The sequence below is a fragment of the Kitasatospora sp. NPDC096128 genome (genome assembly GCF_040303105.1).
Classification (GTDB): domain Bacteria; phylum Actinomycetota; class Actinomycetes; order Streptomycetales; family Streptomycetaceae; genus Kitasatospora.
On the sequence record NZ_JBEOSP010000004.1, the window covers coordinates 57,082 to 73,778 of the forward strand.

The 16,697-nt window shown below is 72.2% G+C and carries 13 protein-coding genes; 10 read left to right on the forward strand and 3 right to left on the reverse strand.

Features of this window, described 5'->3' with window-relative positions; genetic code table 11:
- The first annotated feature begins 16 nt into the window (after nt 1-16).
- From ABTY61_RS06375 to ABTY61_RS06420, 10 genes are all read left to right on the forward strand, one after another.
- Nucleotides 17-1,216 carry a cytochrome P450 family protein gene (locus tag ABTY61_RS06375; protein WP_350503770.1) on the forward strand — a complete coding sequence of 400 codons (1,200 nt, stop codon included), beginning with the start codon at nt 17-19 and terminating at the stop codon, nt 1,214-1,216.
- Between the two features lie 121 nt (nt 1,217-1,337).
- On the forward strand, nt 1,338-2,555 hold the full coding sequence (locus ABTY61_RS06380) for an MFS transporter (RefSeq protein WP_350503771.1): 1,218 nt from the start codon (nt 1,338-1,340) through the stop codon (nt 2,553-2,555).
- Between the two features lie 328 nt (nt 2,556-2,883).
- Nucleotides 2,884-3,828 carry an ABC transporter substrate-binding protein gene (locus ABTY61_RS06385; protein WP_350503772.1) on the forward strand — a complete coding sequence of 315 codons (945 nt, stop codon included), beginning with the start codon at nt 2,884-2,886 and terminating at the stop codon, nt 3,826-3,828.
- A 49-nt stretch (nt 3,829-3,877) separates the two neighbouring features.
- The gene (locus ABTY61_RS06390; RefSeq protein ID WP_350503773.1) at nt 3,878-4,699 is read left to right on the forward strand and encodes an amino acid ABC transporter permease; all 822 of its coding nucleotides are present in this window, start codon (nt 3,878-3,880) and stop codon (nt 4,697-4,699) included.
- A complete protein-coding gene (locus tag ABTY61_RS06395) occupies nt 4,692-5,480 on the forward strand; it encodes an amino acid ABC transporter ATP-binding protein (RefSeq protein WP_350503774.1) in 789 nt (262 codons plus the stop codon). The genes ABTY61_RS06390 and ABTY61_RS06395 overlap by 8 nt, the downstream gene beginning before the upstream one ends.
- Before the next feature lie 90 nt (nt 5,481-5,570).
- A complete protein-coding gene (locus ABTY61_RS06400) occupies nt 5,571-6,785 on the forward strand; it encodes a saccharopine dehydrogenase family protein (RefSeq protein ID WP_350503775.1) in 1,215 nt (404 codons plus the stop codon).
- 135 nt (nt 6,786-6,920) lie between these two features.
- Nucleotides 6,921-8,072, forward strand: a complete 1,152-nt coding sequence (locus ABTY61_RS06405) for a low temperature requirement protein A (RefSeq protein WP_350503776.1) — start codon at nt 6,921-6,923, stop codon at nt 8,070-8,072.
- Nucleotides 8,059-8,271: a hypothetical protein gene (locus tag ABTY61_RS06410; protein WP_350503777.1), complete on the forward strand. Its 213-nt coding sequence runs from the start codon at nt 8,059-8,061 to the stop codon at nt 8,269-8,271. The genes ABTY61_RS06405 and ABTY61_RS06410 overlap by 14 nt, the downstream gene beginning before the upstream one ends.
- Before the next feature lie 718 nt (nt 8,272-8,989).
- On the forward strand, nt 8,990-9,421 hold the full coding sequence (locus ABTY61_RS06415; RefSeq protein WP_350503986.1) for a BlaI/MecI/CopY family transcriptional regulator: 432 nt from the start codon (nt 8,990-8,992) through the stop codon (nt 9,419-9,421).
- Nucleotides 9,418-10,350: a M48 family metalloprotease gene (locus tag ABTY61_RS06420; RefSeq protein WP_350503778.1), complete on the forward strand. Its 933-nt coding sequence runs from the start codon at nt 9,418-9,420 to the stop codon at nt 10,348-10,350. Before ABTY61_RS06415 ends, ABTY61_RS06420 begins: the two co-directional genes overlap by 4 nt.
- Nucleotides 10,351-10,366: 16 nt before the next feature.
- Here the strand turns inward: ABTY61_RS06420 and ABTY61_RS06425 are convergent, their stop codons facing one another.
- From ABTY61_RS06425 to ABTY61_RS06435, 3 genes are all read right to left on the reverse strand, one after another.
- Nucleotides 10,367-10,807 carry a VOC family protein gene (locus tag ABTY61_RS06425; protein WP_350503779.1) on the reverse strand — a complete coding sequence of 147 codons (441 nt, stop codon included), beginning with the start codon at nt 10,805-10,807 and terminating at the stop codon, nt 10,367-10,369.
- Between the two features lie 30 nt (nt 10,808-10,837).
- Nucleotides 10,838-11,260 (reverse strand): hypothetical protein, encoded by a 423-nt coding sequence (locus ABTY61_RS06430; protein ID WP_350503780.1) that lies wholly within the window; start codon nt 11,258-11,260, stop codon nt 10,838-10,840.
- Nucleotides 11,261-11,475: 215 nt separating this feature from the next.
- The gene (locus ABTY61_RS06435) at nt 11,476-15,819 is read right to left on the reverse strand and encodes a DUF7617 domain-containing protein (RefSeq protein ID WP_350503781.1); all 4,344 of its coding nucleotides are present in this window, start codon (nt 15,817-15,819) and stop codon (nt 11,476-11,478) included.
- Nucleotides 15,820-16,697 lie beyond the last annotated feature (878 nt).

Consider the following 16,697-nt stretch of genomic DNA (forward strand, 5'->3'; position numbering starts at 1 on the left):
GCCCGAGGAGAGTTCCATGAGCACCGCGGTCGACGACTCCGCCGCGCGGATGTCCGCCTTCATCCGCGACCCCTACCCCACGCTGGCCCGGATCCGGGAGGCCGGCGCGGTCTCCGCCGTGGAATTCGGCGAGGGCCTGCCGGTCTATCTGGTGACGCGCTACCAGGACGTCCGGGCCGCGCTGATGGACCCGCGCTTCGGGCAGGACGTCCGCCGAAGCCAGGCCATCGCAAGCGGGCGGGGCGCCGGCCTGACGCTGGGCTCGGAGGTCGTCCACATGCTCAACAGCGACCCGCCGGACCACACCCGGTTGCGCCGTCTGATCCAGGGCGTTTTCACCCGCCGTCGGGTCGAGCTGATGCGACCGCTGGTCGAGCGCATCGCCGGCGGCCTGCTGGACGGGCTGCGCGGGCGGGGGTCCGCCGACCTGGTCACGGACTTCGCCTTCCCGCTGCCGATCATGATCATCTGCGAGCTGTTGGGCTTCCCTCCGGAGGACATGCAGTCCTTCCGCGCCTGGTCGACGGCGATCCTCACCCAGGGCGGTGATCTGACGTTCCATCAGGCTACCGCCGAACTGAACGACTACCTGCGGGAGTTGATGGCGGCCCGGCGGGCGGCACCGAGCACGGACATCCTGACCGACCTGGTTCAGGCCCGTGACGCCGGCGAACTCACCGAGCAGGAGGTGTTCTCGATGGTCTTCCTGCTGCTGATCGGCGGTCACGAGACCACCGTCAACCTGCTCGGCACCGCCGTCCTGGCGCTGCTCCACCACCCCGACCAGTTCGCCTGGTTGCGTGCCAACCCGGCGGCGATGCCGGTCGCGATCGACGAGTTCCTGCGCTACGAGTCCCCGGTGAGCATGGCCACGCTGCGCTTCACCAACGCCGACGTGATGGTCGACGACGTGGAGATCCCGGCGGACGAGCTGGTGCTGCTCTCGCTCGGCGCGGCCAACCGCGACCCGGCCCGCTTCACCGACCCCGACCGGCTGATCCTGGACCGCGGCGATCCGGGCCACCTGGCCTTCGGACAGGGCCTGCACCGGTGCCTCGGCTCCTTCCTCGGCAAGCTGGAGAGCGAGGTCGCGCTGACCGGCCTGCTGGAGCGCTTCCCCCGGATCGAGCTGGCCGCCGCCGAGGAGACCCTGCCCTGGCGCAACACGATCATGCTGCGCGGCCTGGAGTCGCTGCCGGTCTCGCTCGATGGCTAGCCGCGCGGGAACAGACGGAACGGGGACAGACAGCGCGGGAACAGACGGGACGGGGACAGACGGAGCGGGAACGGGCAGCGCGGGAACGGACAGCGCTGCAACAGCCCGCACAGCAAGGCTGTTGCGATTCCGCCCCCGATTCGGCGTCGCGCCCCTGCGCGCCCGCGGCTTCCGGCTGCTGGTGATCGGGCAGGCCACCTCGGAGTTCGGCAACGCGTTCCAGGTGGTCGCCCTGCCCCTGCTGGTCTACTCCCTCGCCGGAGGCGCCCGCCAGTTGAGCCTGGTGGTCGCCGCCTACGGCGCGGGACGCCTGGCCGCCACCCCGCTCGGCGGCATGCTCGCCGACCGGTTCGGCGCCCGGCGGGTGATGCTGTCCGCCGACCTCGGCCGGCTGCTCGCCACCGCCGGGCTGTGCGCGGTCGCCGCGAGCGGGACGGCGGACTTCCGACTGATCGGCGCCCTCGCGCTGCTGGTCGGCCTCGGAGCCGGGGTGTTCCTCCCCGCCGCCTGGGCGATCACCCCGACCCTGCTGCCCGCCGAGGACCTGCACGCGGGCAACGCGCTGAACAGCACGGTCACCTTCGGCGCCGGTCTGCTCGGTCCGGCACTGGCCGGCCCGCTGGTCGCCTGGCTGAACCCGGCCGTCGCACTGGGCCTGGATGCGGCGACCTTCGCCGTGTCGGCGATGACGCTGCTGCTGATCGGTCGCGGCAGCCCGGTCGCCCCACCCGGCCCGATCTCCGAACGCGCCTCCGTGCCGCGGAACTTCCGTGCCCTGCTGCGGGATTCGCCGCTGCTGCGCGCGGTGCTGACGGTGACGGTGATCGCGAACCTGACGGTGGGCGGCGCCACCCGGGTCGCCCTGCCGACCCTGGCCACCCACGGCTTCGCCGCCGGCGCCGTCGGCCTGGGCGTGCTGCTGGCCGCCTTCACCGGCGGTGCGCTGGTCGGCGGCCTGTTCGCGGCCGGCCTCACCGACCTGCGCTCGCGCGGGCGCACGGCGATGCTCTCCGGCCTGGTGATGGGCGCGGCGATCGGTCTGGTGCCGTTCACCGGCCTCGTCGGCGCCGTGCTGCTGCTCTGCCTGGCCGGCGGTGCCAGCACGGTGACCAACGTCCTGGTCGTCACCGGTGTGCAGAGGAGCACCCCGCCCGCGCTGCTGGCCCGGGTCATGGCGGCCATCACCTTCTGCGCGCTGGGGGTCTTCCCGGTCTCGGTGATCGCGGCCGGAGCGGCGGTGGACGCCTTCGGGAGTCGGGCGGTGTTCGCGACGACCGGGCTCTGCCTGACGGGTGCGTTCGGGTACGCACTGACCAGGCGCGTGATCCGCGAGCTGTGAGGCCGCCGCCCGCGCCCCGGCCGCCGGGGTCATGCGGACGATTTGACTCCGCCGACGATCACCACGCATAGTGCCCGCATGGCTGGATACCTCGTTTCGCGCAGGCACATCGACCTGCGCCGTGTGACGGCGATGAGCTGTCGCCCCAGCTGCTGACGCACGCCCTTTTCCGGCTCTGACGCCGGGCGCTGCCTCTTTCTTTCCGCCCTTTCCGCTTGCCCTCTTCCGCGGCCGTACCGTTCCCTACGGCCGTGCGCCGCCGTGCCCCGATCCCGGTCCCCGTGTGTCCCGGACCGGCCGGCCGGCCGCGCGTCCCTTCACCATCACCATGTCTGGAGCCTCCATGGGCCCGCGCCGGGTTCTCGCCACCACCCTCGCCGTTCTCGCCTCCCTGGCCTCGCTCAGTGCCTGCGGCGGCACCTCCTCGGCGACGAAGTCCGCCGACAATCCGTACCAGTTGTCCGTTCCGGGGACGATACGCGTCGGCACCCTCTCGGACGCGCCGCCGAACGTGTACCTCAAGGACGGCAAGTTCACCGGCTTCGACAACGACCTGTTCACCGCCGTCGCCGCCAAGGCCGGCCTCAAGGTCGAGTTCGCCGCGACGGACTTCTCCTCCCTGCTGTCGCAGGTCGCCAACCGCAAGTTCGACGTGGGCAGTTCGTCCATCACCGTGACCGAGGCCCGCAAGAAGACGGTGGCCTTCACCAACGGCTACGACTTCGGCTACTTCGGCTTGGACGTCCCCGCCGGTTCGTCGGTCACCGGCTTCGACCAGCTCGCCGGCAAGCGCGTCGTGGTCGTCCAGGGGACCGTCCAGGACGACTACGCCACCAAGAACAACCTCAACCCGGTGCGCGTGCCCGACTACAACGGCGCGCTGAACCAGCTCAAGGCCGGGACGGCGGAGGCCTGGATCTCGCCCGCGGAGATCGGCGAGAAGAGCGCCCAGGACAGCGGCGGCAAGGTCGTCCTCGCCCAGAAGCAGCTCAGCTCCTCGCCGACCGCCTTCGCCGTCGCCAAGGACCGCCCCGAGCTGCGGGCCGCGCTGGACAAGGCACTTGACGAGGTCATCGCGGACGGCACCTGGACCCGCCTCCAGGAGCAGTACTACCTGGGCCGCCCGGTGCCGGACGGCTTCAAGCCCGGCAGCGGGTCGGTCTCCTACCCGCCCGTGCAGGCGGCGGCCCCGACCACCACCGCCCTGGCCGCCGCCCCGACCACGGCGGCCGCGACCCCGACGGCACCGGCCGGCACGTCCGCGACTCCCTGACCGACCACCCCACCACCCCACCACCGAACCGGACGACAAGGAGGCCGACGTGGACCAGCTGGGCACGCTGGCGGAGACGTTCTTCGACTGGGGATCGATGCGCTCCGCGATCTCCGACCTGCTCACCACCGGCGTGCCCAACACGCTGATCCTCGCGGTCACTTCGGCGGTCATCGGCACCGTGCTGGGACTGCTCCTGGCCGTGGCCGGCATCGCCCGGACACGCTGGCTGCGCTGGCCGGCCCGCGTCTACACCGATGTGTTCCGCGGCCTCCCGGCCGCGGTCACCATCCTGCTGATCGGGGTGGGGCTGGCCCCGCAGGGGATGGAGATCTGGGGGCCCGACCCCTACCCGCTGGGGGTCCTCGCGCTGTCCCTGATCGCCGCCGCCTACTTCGGCGAGATCTTCCGCTCCGGGATCCAGAGCGTGGAGGCGGGCCAGTTCGAGGCGGCGCGGGCACTCGGCTTCTCGTACGCGGCGGCGATGCGGCTGATCATCGTTCCGCTCGGTGTCCGGCGGGTGCTGCCGGCCTGGGTGAACCAACTCATCGCGCTGATCAAGGACTCCAGCCTGATCTACTTCCTCGGACTGACGGCCGAACAGCGCGACCTGTTCCGGATCGGCCAGGACTCCGCCGCCACCACCGGCAACGAGTCCGCGCTGGTGCTCGCCGGTCTCTTCTACCTCCTCCTCACCGTGCCGTTGACGCATCTGGTCAACGTGATCGACCGGCGGCTCCGTCACGGGCGCGCCACCCGGAACGGGGGCGAGGGCGGCGAACCGACCGCCGACACCCCCGACACCTCCACCCCCGAGGCGCCGCCCGTCCCCGGACCCACCCCCGTACCCGAAGGAGCGGCACGTGCCTGACCACCGCCCCACCACCGCCACCCCCGCGACCGCCCTTCGCGTCGGCACGCCGTTCTCCCCGGTCAGCCTGGCGACCCGTGACCTCCACCTCTCCCTGGGCGGCACCCCGATCCTGCGCGGCGTGGACCTCGACGTCCCCGAGGGACACACCCTCTCCGTGATCGGGCCCTCCGGATCCGGCAAGTCCACGCTGCTGCGCACCATCAACCGGCTGCTGGAGCCCGACCGCGGCGACATCCTGCTGGACGGCGAGAGCGTCCTGCGCCGCGATCCGGACCTGCTGCGCCGTCAGGTCGGCATGGTGTTCCAGCAGTTCAACCTCTTCCCGCACCTGAGCGTCCTGCGCAACCTCACCCTCCCCCTCCGCAAGCTCCGCGGCCTCTCCCAGGAGGACGCGGCCGAGACCGCCCTCCGGCAGCTCGACCTCGTCGGGCTGCGGCACAAGGCCGACGTACGCCCCGCGCGGCTGTCCGGCGGACAGCAGCAGCGCGTGGCGATCGCCCGCGCCCTGGCCATGGAGCCCCGGGTGATGCTCTTCGACGAGGCGACCTCCGCACTGGACCCCGAGCTCGTCAAGGGCGTGCTGTCGTTGATGGCCGACCTCGGCCGCGAGGGCATGACCATGGTGGTCGTCACCCACGAGATGGGCTTCGCCCGCTCGGTCTCCGACACCGTCGCCTTCATGGACGGCGGGGTGGTCGTCGAGTCCGGCCCGCCCGGGGCGGTCTTCGCCGCACCCGGGAGCCCGCGGCTGCGGCAGTTCCTGGCGGACGTGCTCTGACCCGGAGCGTCCTGCCCGGCGCCGTTGACACTGCCACGTCGGACTCCTAGCGTGGCGCAGTCGCCGATTACCCGCGAGTAGGGACTGTTGATGGCCGAGCCCCGCCCGTACGACCTCGTCCTGTTCGGTGCCACCGGGTTCACCGGCGGGCTCACCGCCGAGTACCTGGCCCGGGCCGCGCCCGAGGGCTGCCGCTGGGCACTCGCCGGGCGGGACGAGCACCGGCTCGCCGCCGTCCGGGCCGGACTGGCGCGGATCGACCCGCGCTGCGCCGACCTCCCGCTGCTGGTGGCCGACGCCGCAGACCACCGGGCGCTGCGCGAGGTGGCCGCCTCGGCCCGGGTGGTGGTGTCCACCGTCGGCCCGTACCTGCGGCACGGCGAGCCGCTGGTGTCGGCCTGCGCGGACACCGGCACCGACTACGTGGACCTCACCGGCGAGCCGGAGTTCGTCGACCGGATGTACCTCCGGTACCACGAGCGGGCGTCGGCCACCGGCGCGCGACTGGTGCACGCCTGCGGCTTCGACTCGGTGCCGCACGACCTCGGTGTGCTGTTCACCGTCGAGGAGCTGGTGCGCCGCGGCGGCCCGGTGGCCCGGGTCTCGGTCGAAGGCTTCGTCCGCGCCGGCGGCACCGTCTCCGGCGGCACCTTCGCCTCGGCCCTGACGGCCTTCTCCCGGCCGCGGGCCATGGCCCGGGCCGCCCGGGCGCGCCGCGCGGTCGAGCCCCGGCCGAAGGGACGGCTGGTCCGCACCCCCCTCGGCCGCCCGCACCACTCCCGGGCGGCCCGCGCCTGGGCCGTGCCGATGCCCACGATCGACCCGCAGGTGGTCTCCCGTTCGGCGGCCGCCCTGGACGCGTACGGCCCGGACTTCGGCTACGCCCACTACGCGGCGGTGCGCCGGCTGCCGGTCGCCCTCGGCGGAGTCGCCACCGTGGCCGCGCTCGCCCTCGCCGCCCAACTGCCACTGCTGCGCCGCGCCTTGGGGAGACTGCGCAAACCCGGCGACGGCCCGGGCCCGGAGCAGCGGGCCCGCTCCTGGTTCGCCGTCCGCTTCGCCGCCCGGGCCCAGGACGGCCGGGCCCTCCTCACCGAGGTGTCCGGCGGCGATCCCGGCTACCAGGAGACCGCGAAGATGCTCGCCGAGTCGGCGCTCTGCCTGGCCTACGACGACCTGCCGCCGCTGGCGGGCCAGTTGACCACGGCCGTGGCGATGGGCCGACCGCTGATCGACCGACTGGTCACGGCGGGCATCTCCTTCCGGGTGCTGGACACCCCGCCGCGAACCGCCCCCGGCCGGTAGCGCCCTCCCCGCCGACCGGGTCACCACCGCACTGCTCCGCGCACCGCCGACCACCTCGACGTGCGGCAGCGACGTCGACACACGGCACGGCGTCGGCCGCGCTCGCGTCGGCGGCGTGCTGCGACAATCGCGTCCGTGACCGTAGCCGACGAGACAGCCGCGCCGGGCGCGGGCGCCGCGGAGTCCGTCCGCCCGCTGGAACTCTTCTTCGACCTGGTCTTCGTCTTCACGATCACCCAGGTCGCCTCGATCCTCACCGCCGCACCGACGCTGCCGAACCTGGGGCGGGTGGCCGTGCTGCTGGTGATCATCTGGTGGATGTACTCCGGCTACGCCTGGCTGACCAACGCGCTCGACCTCGACCGCACCGGCCCCCGGCTGCTCGTGCTGACCGGCGCGGCGGGGTTCTTCCTGATGTCGATGAGCGTCCCGAAGGCGACCGGGACGGGCCCCTGGGCCCTGGTCCTCGGCGCCGGGTACCTCCTGGTCGTGATGGTCCACCTGCTCGGATTCATCGGTACGTCAGGGCACCGCGGCATCCTGCGCATCGGACCGCTGAACCTGGCCAGCGCCCTGGTGGTGCTGGCCGCGGGGGCGGTGCCGCCACACCCGCGGCCGTGGCTCTGGGCACTGGCCGCCGCGATGGAGGCGTTGACGCCCCTGGTCAGCGGAGGCGGCGAGTTCGCGGTCGGGGCCGGGCACTTCGTGGAGCGGCACGGCCTCGCCGTCCTCATCGTGCTCGGCGAGTCGATCACCGAGGTCGGCGCCGCCACCTCGCGCGGCGACAGCGTGACCACCTCCGTCGTGGGTGCCCTGCTGGCGCTGGTGCTGAGCGCCGAGATGTGGTGGCTCTACTTCGGCCGCGAGGAGCGCGAGAGCGAGGCCCGGTTGGACCGGGTCCCGGCCCGACGCCGACCGCGCGTCGCCGTCTACTCCTTCGGCTACGCCTACTACGTGGTCATCCTCGGGATCGTGGTCGCGGCGGTCGGGATGGAGAAGGCCATCGACGCGTTCCACCACCCCTCCCACCACCTCACCGCCCTGCTACTGCCGCTCGGCATCTCCCTCTACCTGTTCGGCCTCGCCTGGTTCCACCGCACCCTCGCGGGCAGCTGGCCCCCGGCCCGACTCACGGCCGCGCTCGCCGCAGCCGCACTGGTCACCCCCGCGGCGGCCCTGAGCAGTGGCGCCACCGCGCTCGGGGTGGCAGCCCTGGTGCTGCTCGCCCTGATCCGGTGGGAGGGCCGGCAGCGGTTGAGCGGCCCTGCCACCGGTGCTGTCAGGTGAGAGCCGGCCGGCACTGTCCACCGAGGACAGCCGCTTCCCGGTGTTCATGGACGCCACCGCGCCCGAGCCCACCCAGGAGCTGCACGGCCGCGAAGCCCTCGCCCCGCTCTTCGACAACCTGAACACCTCCCGGGCGGCGAGAGCTGCTGCCCGGCCCACCACCTCTCCTACGGCGCGGCCACCGAGCGCACGATCATGATCGCGTCCACCCGCTGCCTGGACCGCTTCGCCAGGGTCGACGGCGAGTGGTTCCTCCCCGGACGGCGCCTGACGGCCGACCGGACCGAGACCCGCCCCGGCACTCCCTGAGGCGGGCAGCCGGAGTTCACCGGCGCGGGAGGCGGGGAGGCGGCGACCACGGCACCGGCGCTCCCGCCGCCCACGGGCAGGAGTGCGCACGCGTCCCCAGGATCCAGGTGGCCGGCGTCGCCGAGCCAGAGGCGGGTCGGACCGTCGGCGGCGGCGTCGGGCTCGGCCACGTGCCACGCGTCGCCCACTCGGCGGGCGGGGCAGCGGGGCCGAGCAGTCGGGCGGGCCCGTGGCGGGGCGTGGTCGGGCAGGTCGCGGTGTTCATGTCGCCCTCCGAATGCCGTCGACGATGGTTCCGGTCCCGAGCACGGACGGCCACGGGGCGCCGGTGGTTCCGCTCCGGGCCTCGGCGGGAGCGTCGGCCCGGAAGCCGACCAGCCGTCCTGATCTCCACGCTAGCGGCGGCGCAGCGGCTGGTCGTGGCACCCGGGACGGAACCTGCGCCGAGGGCGCGGTACCCGGGTACCGCTCCCTCCGGTCCCGTCCTCCGATCCCGCCCGACGGCGCCGGACCACCGGCCCGTAAGGTTAGCTGAGGCACGCCTAACCTCAGCCGCGCGCGGCCCGTTCCGGTGTGCCCGCCGGGAGCCTGCGAGGACGGGAGTGGAGATGCTGGGTGGCGGCCGCAATACCAGACGCCCGCACGGGGAGCTGGTCGCGGACGTGCTGGCGGTGCTGTGGGCGGCCGGCGAGCCGCTGACCGCCCAGCAGGTCAAGCAGACCCTGGACCAGGGGCTGGCCCGCACCACCGTGGCGACGATCCTCACCCGCCTGCACGAGAAGGGCACCCTGGTGCGCACCCGCCCCGGGCGCAGCTTCGCCTACGCCCCCGTGGAGGACGCCGCCGGACTGGCCGCCGGGCGGATGCGCCGGGAGCTGGAGAAAGAACCCGAGCGCGACCTGGTGCTCAAACGGTTCGTCTCCTCCCTCTCCGAGGCCGACGAAGACGTCCTGCGCCACCTCCTCCTCGGCCCCCGGACCGGGGCCGTGACGGCGGCTCCCTCCGGCAGGACCGGGACCGGGAGCGGGGGCGACGCATGAGCCTGGCCCTGGTACTCGTCGCCCTCGCCCTGCTGCTCCCCTGGGCCGCGGCGCCCGCAGCCCACCGGCTGGCCGCGCTGCTCCCGCCGCGCGAGGCCTCGTTCACCCTCGCCGGCGCGGCCGTCCTGCTGGCGGGCAGCACCGTCGCGGCCCTCGCCGGTCTCTTCCACGTCCCGTTCCTGGCGGGCCTGGAGCAGGTGCCGCTGTCGCGCGTCCTCGCCCGGTGGCCCGCCGTCGCGCCGGTGTCCTGCGCCGCCGGGACGCTGCTGCTCGTCCAAGCCGTACGGCTGACGCTGCGTCGGCGGAAGCACCGCGCGCTCCTCGCCCGCACCTGGGACCTCGTCGGCGACGCGACGGGCGAGGGCGACCTGCTCGTGGTCGCGGTCCGGGAGCCGGAGGCCTTCGCGCTTCCCGCCCACCGGGGGCGCCCCGGCCGGGTCGTCGTCTCGGCCGCCATGCTCGGCGCGCTGGAGCCGACGGAGCGCGCGGTGCTCCTCGCCCACGAGCGCGCCCACCTGCGCGGGCGCCACCACCTGCTCGCGACCACCGCCGACCTCGCCGCCGCCGTGCACCCGGCGCTGGGCCGGCTGCGCGCCGACCTCGACTACCACCTGGAGCGCTGGGCCGACGAGCGGGCCGCCCACGCGGTCGCCGACCGGCGCACCGCCGCCACCGCCATCGCCCGGGCGGCCCTGGCCGGATCGTCGTCCGCCCGCCCCGCCCCGGGCCCGCTGCTGTCCGTGAACTCCGGTCCCGTACCCCAGCGCGTCCGGGCCCTGCTCGGCCCCGAACCGGCCCGCCCGACCGGCCGCCGGGCGGGCGCCGCCCTCGCCCTGCTCACCGCCGTCGCGACCGCTGCCCTGCTCGGCGTGGCCCTGGCCTACGGACTGCACGAGTACGTCGAACACGCCGCCCGGGCCCTGAGGTGAGCGGACTCCCGTCTCCTCAGCCCAGCTGCTCGGCCAGCCCGACGATGATCCCGCTCGGCCCCCGGAGATAGCAGAGCAGGTAGCTGTCCTCGTAGCGCGCCACCTCGCCGACGAGTTCGGCGCCGTACGGGCGGAGGCGGGCGAGGGTGTCCTCGATGTCGTCGACGGCGAACATGACGCGGTGCAGGCCCACGGTGTTCGCCGGGGCGACCGCCGACTCGGGGGTGACCGCCCTCGGGGCGTGGTACTTCGCCAGTTCGATCCGGCCCGGGCCGTCCGGGACCCGCATCATCGCGATCTCGCTCCGCATGTCGTCGAGCCCGACAGCCGTCCCCGCCCAGCGCTCCTCGATCGGCATCCGGCCTTCCAGCTCCATGCCGAGCTCGGTGAAGAAGGCGATGGCGGCATCGAGGTCCTCGACGACGATGCCGACGTTGTCCATGCGCTGAACGGCCATGTCCCCGAGGATAGGCACCGGGACGGGCCGTCACCTGCCGGGCGGGTCCGCCAGGTCGCTGATGACCAGGGTGCCGAGGCGGACGGAGTACCAGACGTCCTGCGCCACGCCGGCGCCCCAGCGCTCGGTCAGGACGATCGTCGCGTGGCCGCCGCCGCTGCCCTCGTACCGGGTGGACCAGTCCAGCGGTACGTTCTGCGCCCGGAACACCGGGTCCGCGTCGTGCACCCGGGCCCACTCGTCCAGCTGCCGGTTCAGCCCCGCCGTGAGGTACTCGGCGCGGACCTCGGCGGGCGACTTGTCCTTGGTGTCGAGGACGGCCCGACGGTACTCCCGGAAGAAGGTGTTCACCTGCGCCTCGGGGGTGCCGCCGGCCGCCTGCGCCGGTACGGCGGGCGCCAGGACGGCGGCACCGAGGACAGCGGCCACGAGCGTGGTGCGCAGCTTCGACATGGATCCTCCATCGGGACGGGGCTCTTCACCGGGGAACGATCGAGCACGTCTCCCACGACTACGCCCACCGAGGGAAGGCCCAACCGTCCCACCGCTGAACCCACTTCTCCCCTCGGCGAACCGATCCGGCGCCCGGCAAAGGGCAGTGGCCCGGGAAGAGGTTCCTCCCGGGCCACCGCCCTCGGCCCGTCAGGGCCGGTCCGACCGGATCACGGTCACTCGCTCACACCACCCGCCCGGCGCCGACGCGCCCTGACCAGGACGGTGAGCAGCACACCGAGGCCGGCCAGCGCCGCACCGGTGGCGGCGTAGGGCAGCACCGCTGCACCGGTCTCCGGCAGCGGCCCAGCACCTCCTTGGCCGTGGCCGTGGCCGTGGCCGTCACCATGCCCGTGCCCGTGCTCGTGCCCGTGCTCGTGGCACTTGTCCTTCTCACACGGCGGCGTGCACCGGGCGAGCGCGGACGACGGCGCCGTGGTCACCGGCTCGGTCCCGGCCGGGGAGTTCGGCGGCACGAAGGAGGCGGTGACCGTATTGACCGTGTCCTCGCTGATCAGGCTGGAGCAGTAGAACTTCCTCGACTGCCCCGCCGCCAGATCGAACGTCCCGGCCGCCACCTCGCAGGCCACCTCCTGACGGTCGGTCAACGTGATCCCGGTCAGGTCCACCGTTCCGGTGTTCGTCACCGTGATCTGCCAGAACGCCTGGCACTTGTCCGGAGCACACGGCTCCTCGGCCGCACCACCCTTGTGCAGCGTCACCTCCTTGCCCCACGGCCCGGACCCGCCCTGGCCGCAGTCACCAGCCTTCTCGGACTGGCAGACCTCCTTGTCGACGTTCAGCGACGGGACGTTGGTACCGCTCACCTCCACGCGCGCGTCGGACGGAGGAGTGGTGATCGCCTTCCCGTCAGGGCCGGGGAAGGAGGCCGTGACGGTATTCGTCGTCGACTGCGTCACCCCGGGCAGGTTGCAGAACACCTGCCTCGACGCGCCAGCAGCCAGATCGAACGTCCCCGCAGCCGTCACACACGACGGAGTCACCGAATCCGCCAACGTCACGCCGGTGACATTCACCGGCCCATTGTTGGTCACGGTGATCCGCCAGTACGCCGTCCCACCCGGAGCAACCGTGGTGCTCTTCGCCCACGGACCAGCACCGCCCTCACCACAGTCCGCCGCAGTCGCGGACGTACAAACCTCCTTCAGCACCGCGAGCGACGGAACATCCACACTCGCCTCAGACGGAGGCGTCGTGATCGGCTTCCCATCAGGACCCGGGAACGAAGCCGTGACCGTATTCGTCGTCGACTGCGCCACACCCGGCAGGTTGCAGAACACCTGCCTCGACGCGCCAGCAGCCAGATCGAACGTCCCCGCAGCGGTGACGCACGACGGAGTCACCGAATCCGCCAACGTCACGCCGGTGACATTCACCGGCCCATTGTTCGTGACAGTGATCCGCCAGTACGCCGTCCCACCCGGAGCAACCGTGGTGCTCTTCACCCACGGACCAACGCCGCCCTCACCACAGTCCGCCGCAGTCGCGGACGTGCAAACCTCCTTCAGCACCGCGAGCGACGGAACATCAACACTCGCCTCAGACGGAGGCGTCGTGATCGGCTTCCCATCAGGACCCGGGAACGAAGCCGTGACCGTATTCGTCGTCGACTGCGTCACCCCGGGCAGGTTGCAGAACACCTGCCTCGACGCACCAACAGCCAGATCGAACGTCCCCGCAGCCGTCACACACGACGGAGTCACCGAATCCGCCAACGTAATCCCGGCGATCGGGACGGGCCCGTTGTTCGTGACAGTGATCCGCCAGTACGCCGTCCCACCCGGAGCAACCGTGGTGCTCTTCGCCCACGGACCAACGCCGCCCTCACCACAGTCCGCCGCAGTCGCGGACGTGCAAACCTCCTTCAGCACCGCGAGCGACGGAACATCCACACTCGCCTCAGACGGAGGCGTCGTGATCGGCTTCCCATCAGGACCCGGGAACGAAGCCGTGACCGTATTCGTCGTCGACTGCGCCACACCCGGCAGGTTGCAGAACACCTGCCTCGACGCACCAACAGCCAGATCGAACGTCCCCGCAGCCGTCACACACGACGGAGTCACCGAATCCGCCAACGTAATCCCAGCGATCGGGACGAGCCCGCTGTTCGTGACGGTAATACGCCAGTAGGCGGTACCGCCCGGTGCCACCGTGGTGGTCTTCGCCCACGGACCGGCACCGCCGGCCCCGCAGTCACCAGGGTTGGCCGAGGTGCAGACCTCCTTGAGGATCTCCAGCATCGGCGTGCAGTCCGCGCCCGGCGTCACCTGGAAGGTGACGGGGTTGGATGCCACGGGCGCTTGGCCGTTGGTGACGGCGGTTGCCCGGTTGGTGACGGAGGTGACGGAGCAGTCGGTCGACACCTTGGTCTCGAAGCAGATCTGCGGTGCGTCGCCGACGAAGCTCACCTGCATCTGCGGGTGGTTGCCGGGGGTGAAGGACGATCCGTCGATCAGGGTGAGGTTGGCGACGACCTGGATCGGCGAGTCACCGGTCGGGACGGATGAGATGTCCGCCGTTCCGGTGCCGGCGTTGAACGGGAAGGTGCCGATGGTGGTGCCGTCGGAGGCCAGCACGGTGACCGAGGACTGGGCGAAGTTGACGGTCGACGGGTCGAGGCCGAGCAGGCTGACCGTGCCGTAGGACTTCACGTGCCCGGTGGCCCCGTCGCAGTAGTACGCGGCGGGGTTGATGGTGCCCTGGGCTTTGGTCTTGAGGCAGGGTGAGGCGCCGGTGATCGGGTCGATCGAGAACAGGTAACCGGTGTCGCCGAGGCTGTACTTGCACTGGCCGTCGTAGGCGAAGCCGTACGGCCTGGTGTCTCCGTTGTTGACGTTGGAGGGGCCGTTGACGACGCCGTTGGTGCCGTACTGGCCGCAGGGGCCCTGGGTCGTCCAGTCGTAGCAGAACTCGGAGCTGTTGGAGGTCGGGCTGTTGCTCTGGTAGATCCAGAACGGGAACTCGGTCTCCAGGTGCCCGTTGGGGGCGGTGATGGTCAGCGGCACCTGGAAGTTGGCCTCGCCGGGGGCCACGTTGGTGCTGAGCAGGGTCTGGAGGCCGGGGGGTGCGGCGATGGGGCTGCCCGCCGGGGAGAAGCAGACGACGGTGCCGACGGGCGGGTTGACCGACTGGTCGACGCCGCCGACCACCGTGCAGACGCCGGTGACGGTGCCTGCCGTGTCGTACATCTCGAAGACGTTGTCGCCGCGGGCGGGGGAGGTGCCGACCGGGGTGACGAGGGTCTTGGGGGTGGTCCAGCCGGCGCACGCGGCGTTGGTCGACGGGTCGAAGCAGGACATCACCGTGGGCAGCGGGGCGAGTTGGTTGTCGGTGACGTAGACCTTGCCGTTGATGACCCGCATGATGCCGGCGTAGTCGCCGCTGAAGGCGATCTGGCCCTCGTTGGCGGGCAGGCCGATGTTGAAGGTGCCGCAGGAGGAGTTGTTCGAGGGGTCGTAGCAGAGGATCTCACCGGTGCCGGAGACCGCGTAGACCAGGTGGTTCGGTGCCTCGACCAGGCCGCCGATGACCAGGCCGCTGCCGCTCTGGAGGGGGGTGACTCCGCAGCTGGACTGGTTCTGGAGGTCGATGCAGCCGACGCCGATCAGTGCCTGGGTGACCCGGCTGATCGCGGCGTAGTACAGCCGGGAGCCGGACTGTACGTAGGTCGGGGTGCGGGTGCTGCCGACGTCGCCGGTGGTGGTGTCGGCCGCCGAGGAGTTCAGCGCCTGGGGCCAGGTGGCGGGTGCGCCGCTCGGGGTCGGGCAGGGGCCGTTGGTGAGCAGGTCGGTGCAGACCACGCTGGCCGTGTTGGAGAAGCCGTGGTGGTAGATGTTCCAGATCTCGGGCGTGGAGACGCCGTTGATGGTGGCGGTGTACTGGATGGGGGTGAAGCCGTCGCCACCGGTGGCCGTGTTGATCGGGGTGAACGGGGGCGGGATCTGGACCACCTGGCCGGTCGCCGGTGAGGCGAACTTCGGGTTGGTGGCCTGGACGACGTTGGTGGCGGTACCCCCGTCGGTGCCGGAGAAGGTCGCGCCGCCGTCGGTGGACCACTCCTTGGTGAAGCCGGGGGGTGCCTGGAGCGAGCCGGGCACGTAGGACTGCGTCTGCGGAGTGCTGCCGGGGCCGCCCTGGATCGCGTCGGTGACGGTGGTGCTGACCGGTGCGCCGTCCGGGTTGGTCGCGGAGACCACCCAGCGGATGGTGTCGCCCTGGGCGGCGTGGGTCGTGCTGCCGGTGGTGAGGTCGGTGCCGGTCTTCTCCAGGGTCACGGGCTGCTGACGGCCCGTGCGGCCGCCGTGGCTGTCGACGGCCGGGGTGACGGACGGGTGTCCGGCCCGGTTGGGGGCGTCTGCCAGGGCGGGTGCGGAGAAGGATCCGGAGGCCGTGGCGAACGCGAGGAGAAGGGTGAGCGCCGCGCCGGTGAGGCGGCCGCGGACTGCGGCGAGTCCGCGGCGTCTTCGTTCGCGCCCGCTGGTGGGTGAACAGCGCCTCATGACGATTCCCTTCGGTCGAGCGGTCCGATATCACGCGGCGCGCCGGCGGCGGCGGTGAGGTGTGCGGGGAGCCGTGAGCCGATGACACTCTGCAGATGAAGTGCTACTCACAGTGATCGCACGGGCGCAGTATGGCTGCCGATAATCCGATAAGTAGCTCCGGCGCGTCCGGCCCCGGACGACGTTCACCCTGATGCGCGCGGGAAGCCGCCCTGACGGACCATCCGACGGGCGGGCCGGAGACCGGGGGGCCATCGAGGCCGGCGGCACAGGGCGAGGACGTCCTCGGCGCAGCGGGCTCGGCAGCCTGACCAACGCGGCCCTGTCGACGTGGACGGCCGGAAAGCCTTCGGCATTTGTCGAGCTCACCCGCCGTGAACCCGCCATCAACTTCTGCTACCGAAAAGCCTGGTGAGAATTCACGGAAGAATAGGCCCCCCGGAGGAGCGGCGCTGTAGTTGCCACGACGGCGAGGGGCCCCGTATGGCTCGTCCGGTCCGACGCACACCGGCAGCGGGAATCAGTACAACAACACGACACCGGATGAGGACGCCGACCAGTGAGCGAGGAAATTCCCCCCGGACGGGACCGGCTCATAGATGAGAAGTGGAACGCCCCGTCCGGTCCGGTGGTCGCAGAGGTGCCGCCCCTCGCGCTCGCCGGCTCGGTGTCGGCGCTGGTCTACGCACCGGACGGCTGGTCCCGCGCGACCATCCGGACCACGCCCGGCCCCCGGGGTGCCGCGACCACCGTCCAGCTCTGGGCCCTCGACAGCACGGCCGACGCACCCGGTCAGGCGAGCGCCGACATGCCACCGCAGAGCGCACTGCTGTCGGCTACCGTCTTCGCGAGTTCCCGGGGCCTGGAGCGGCCCTTCC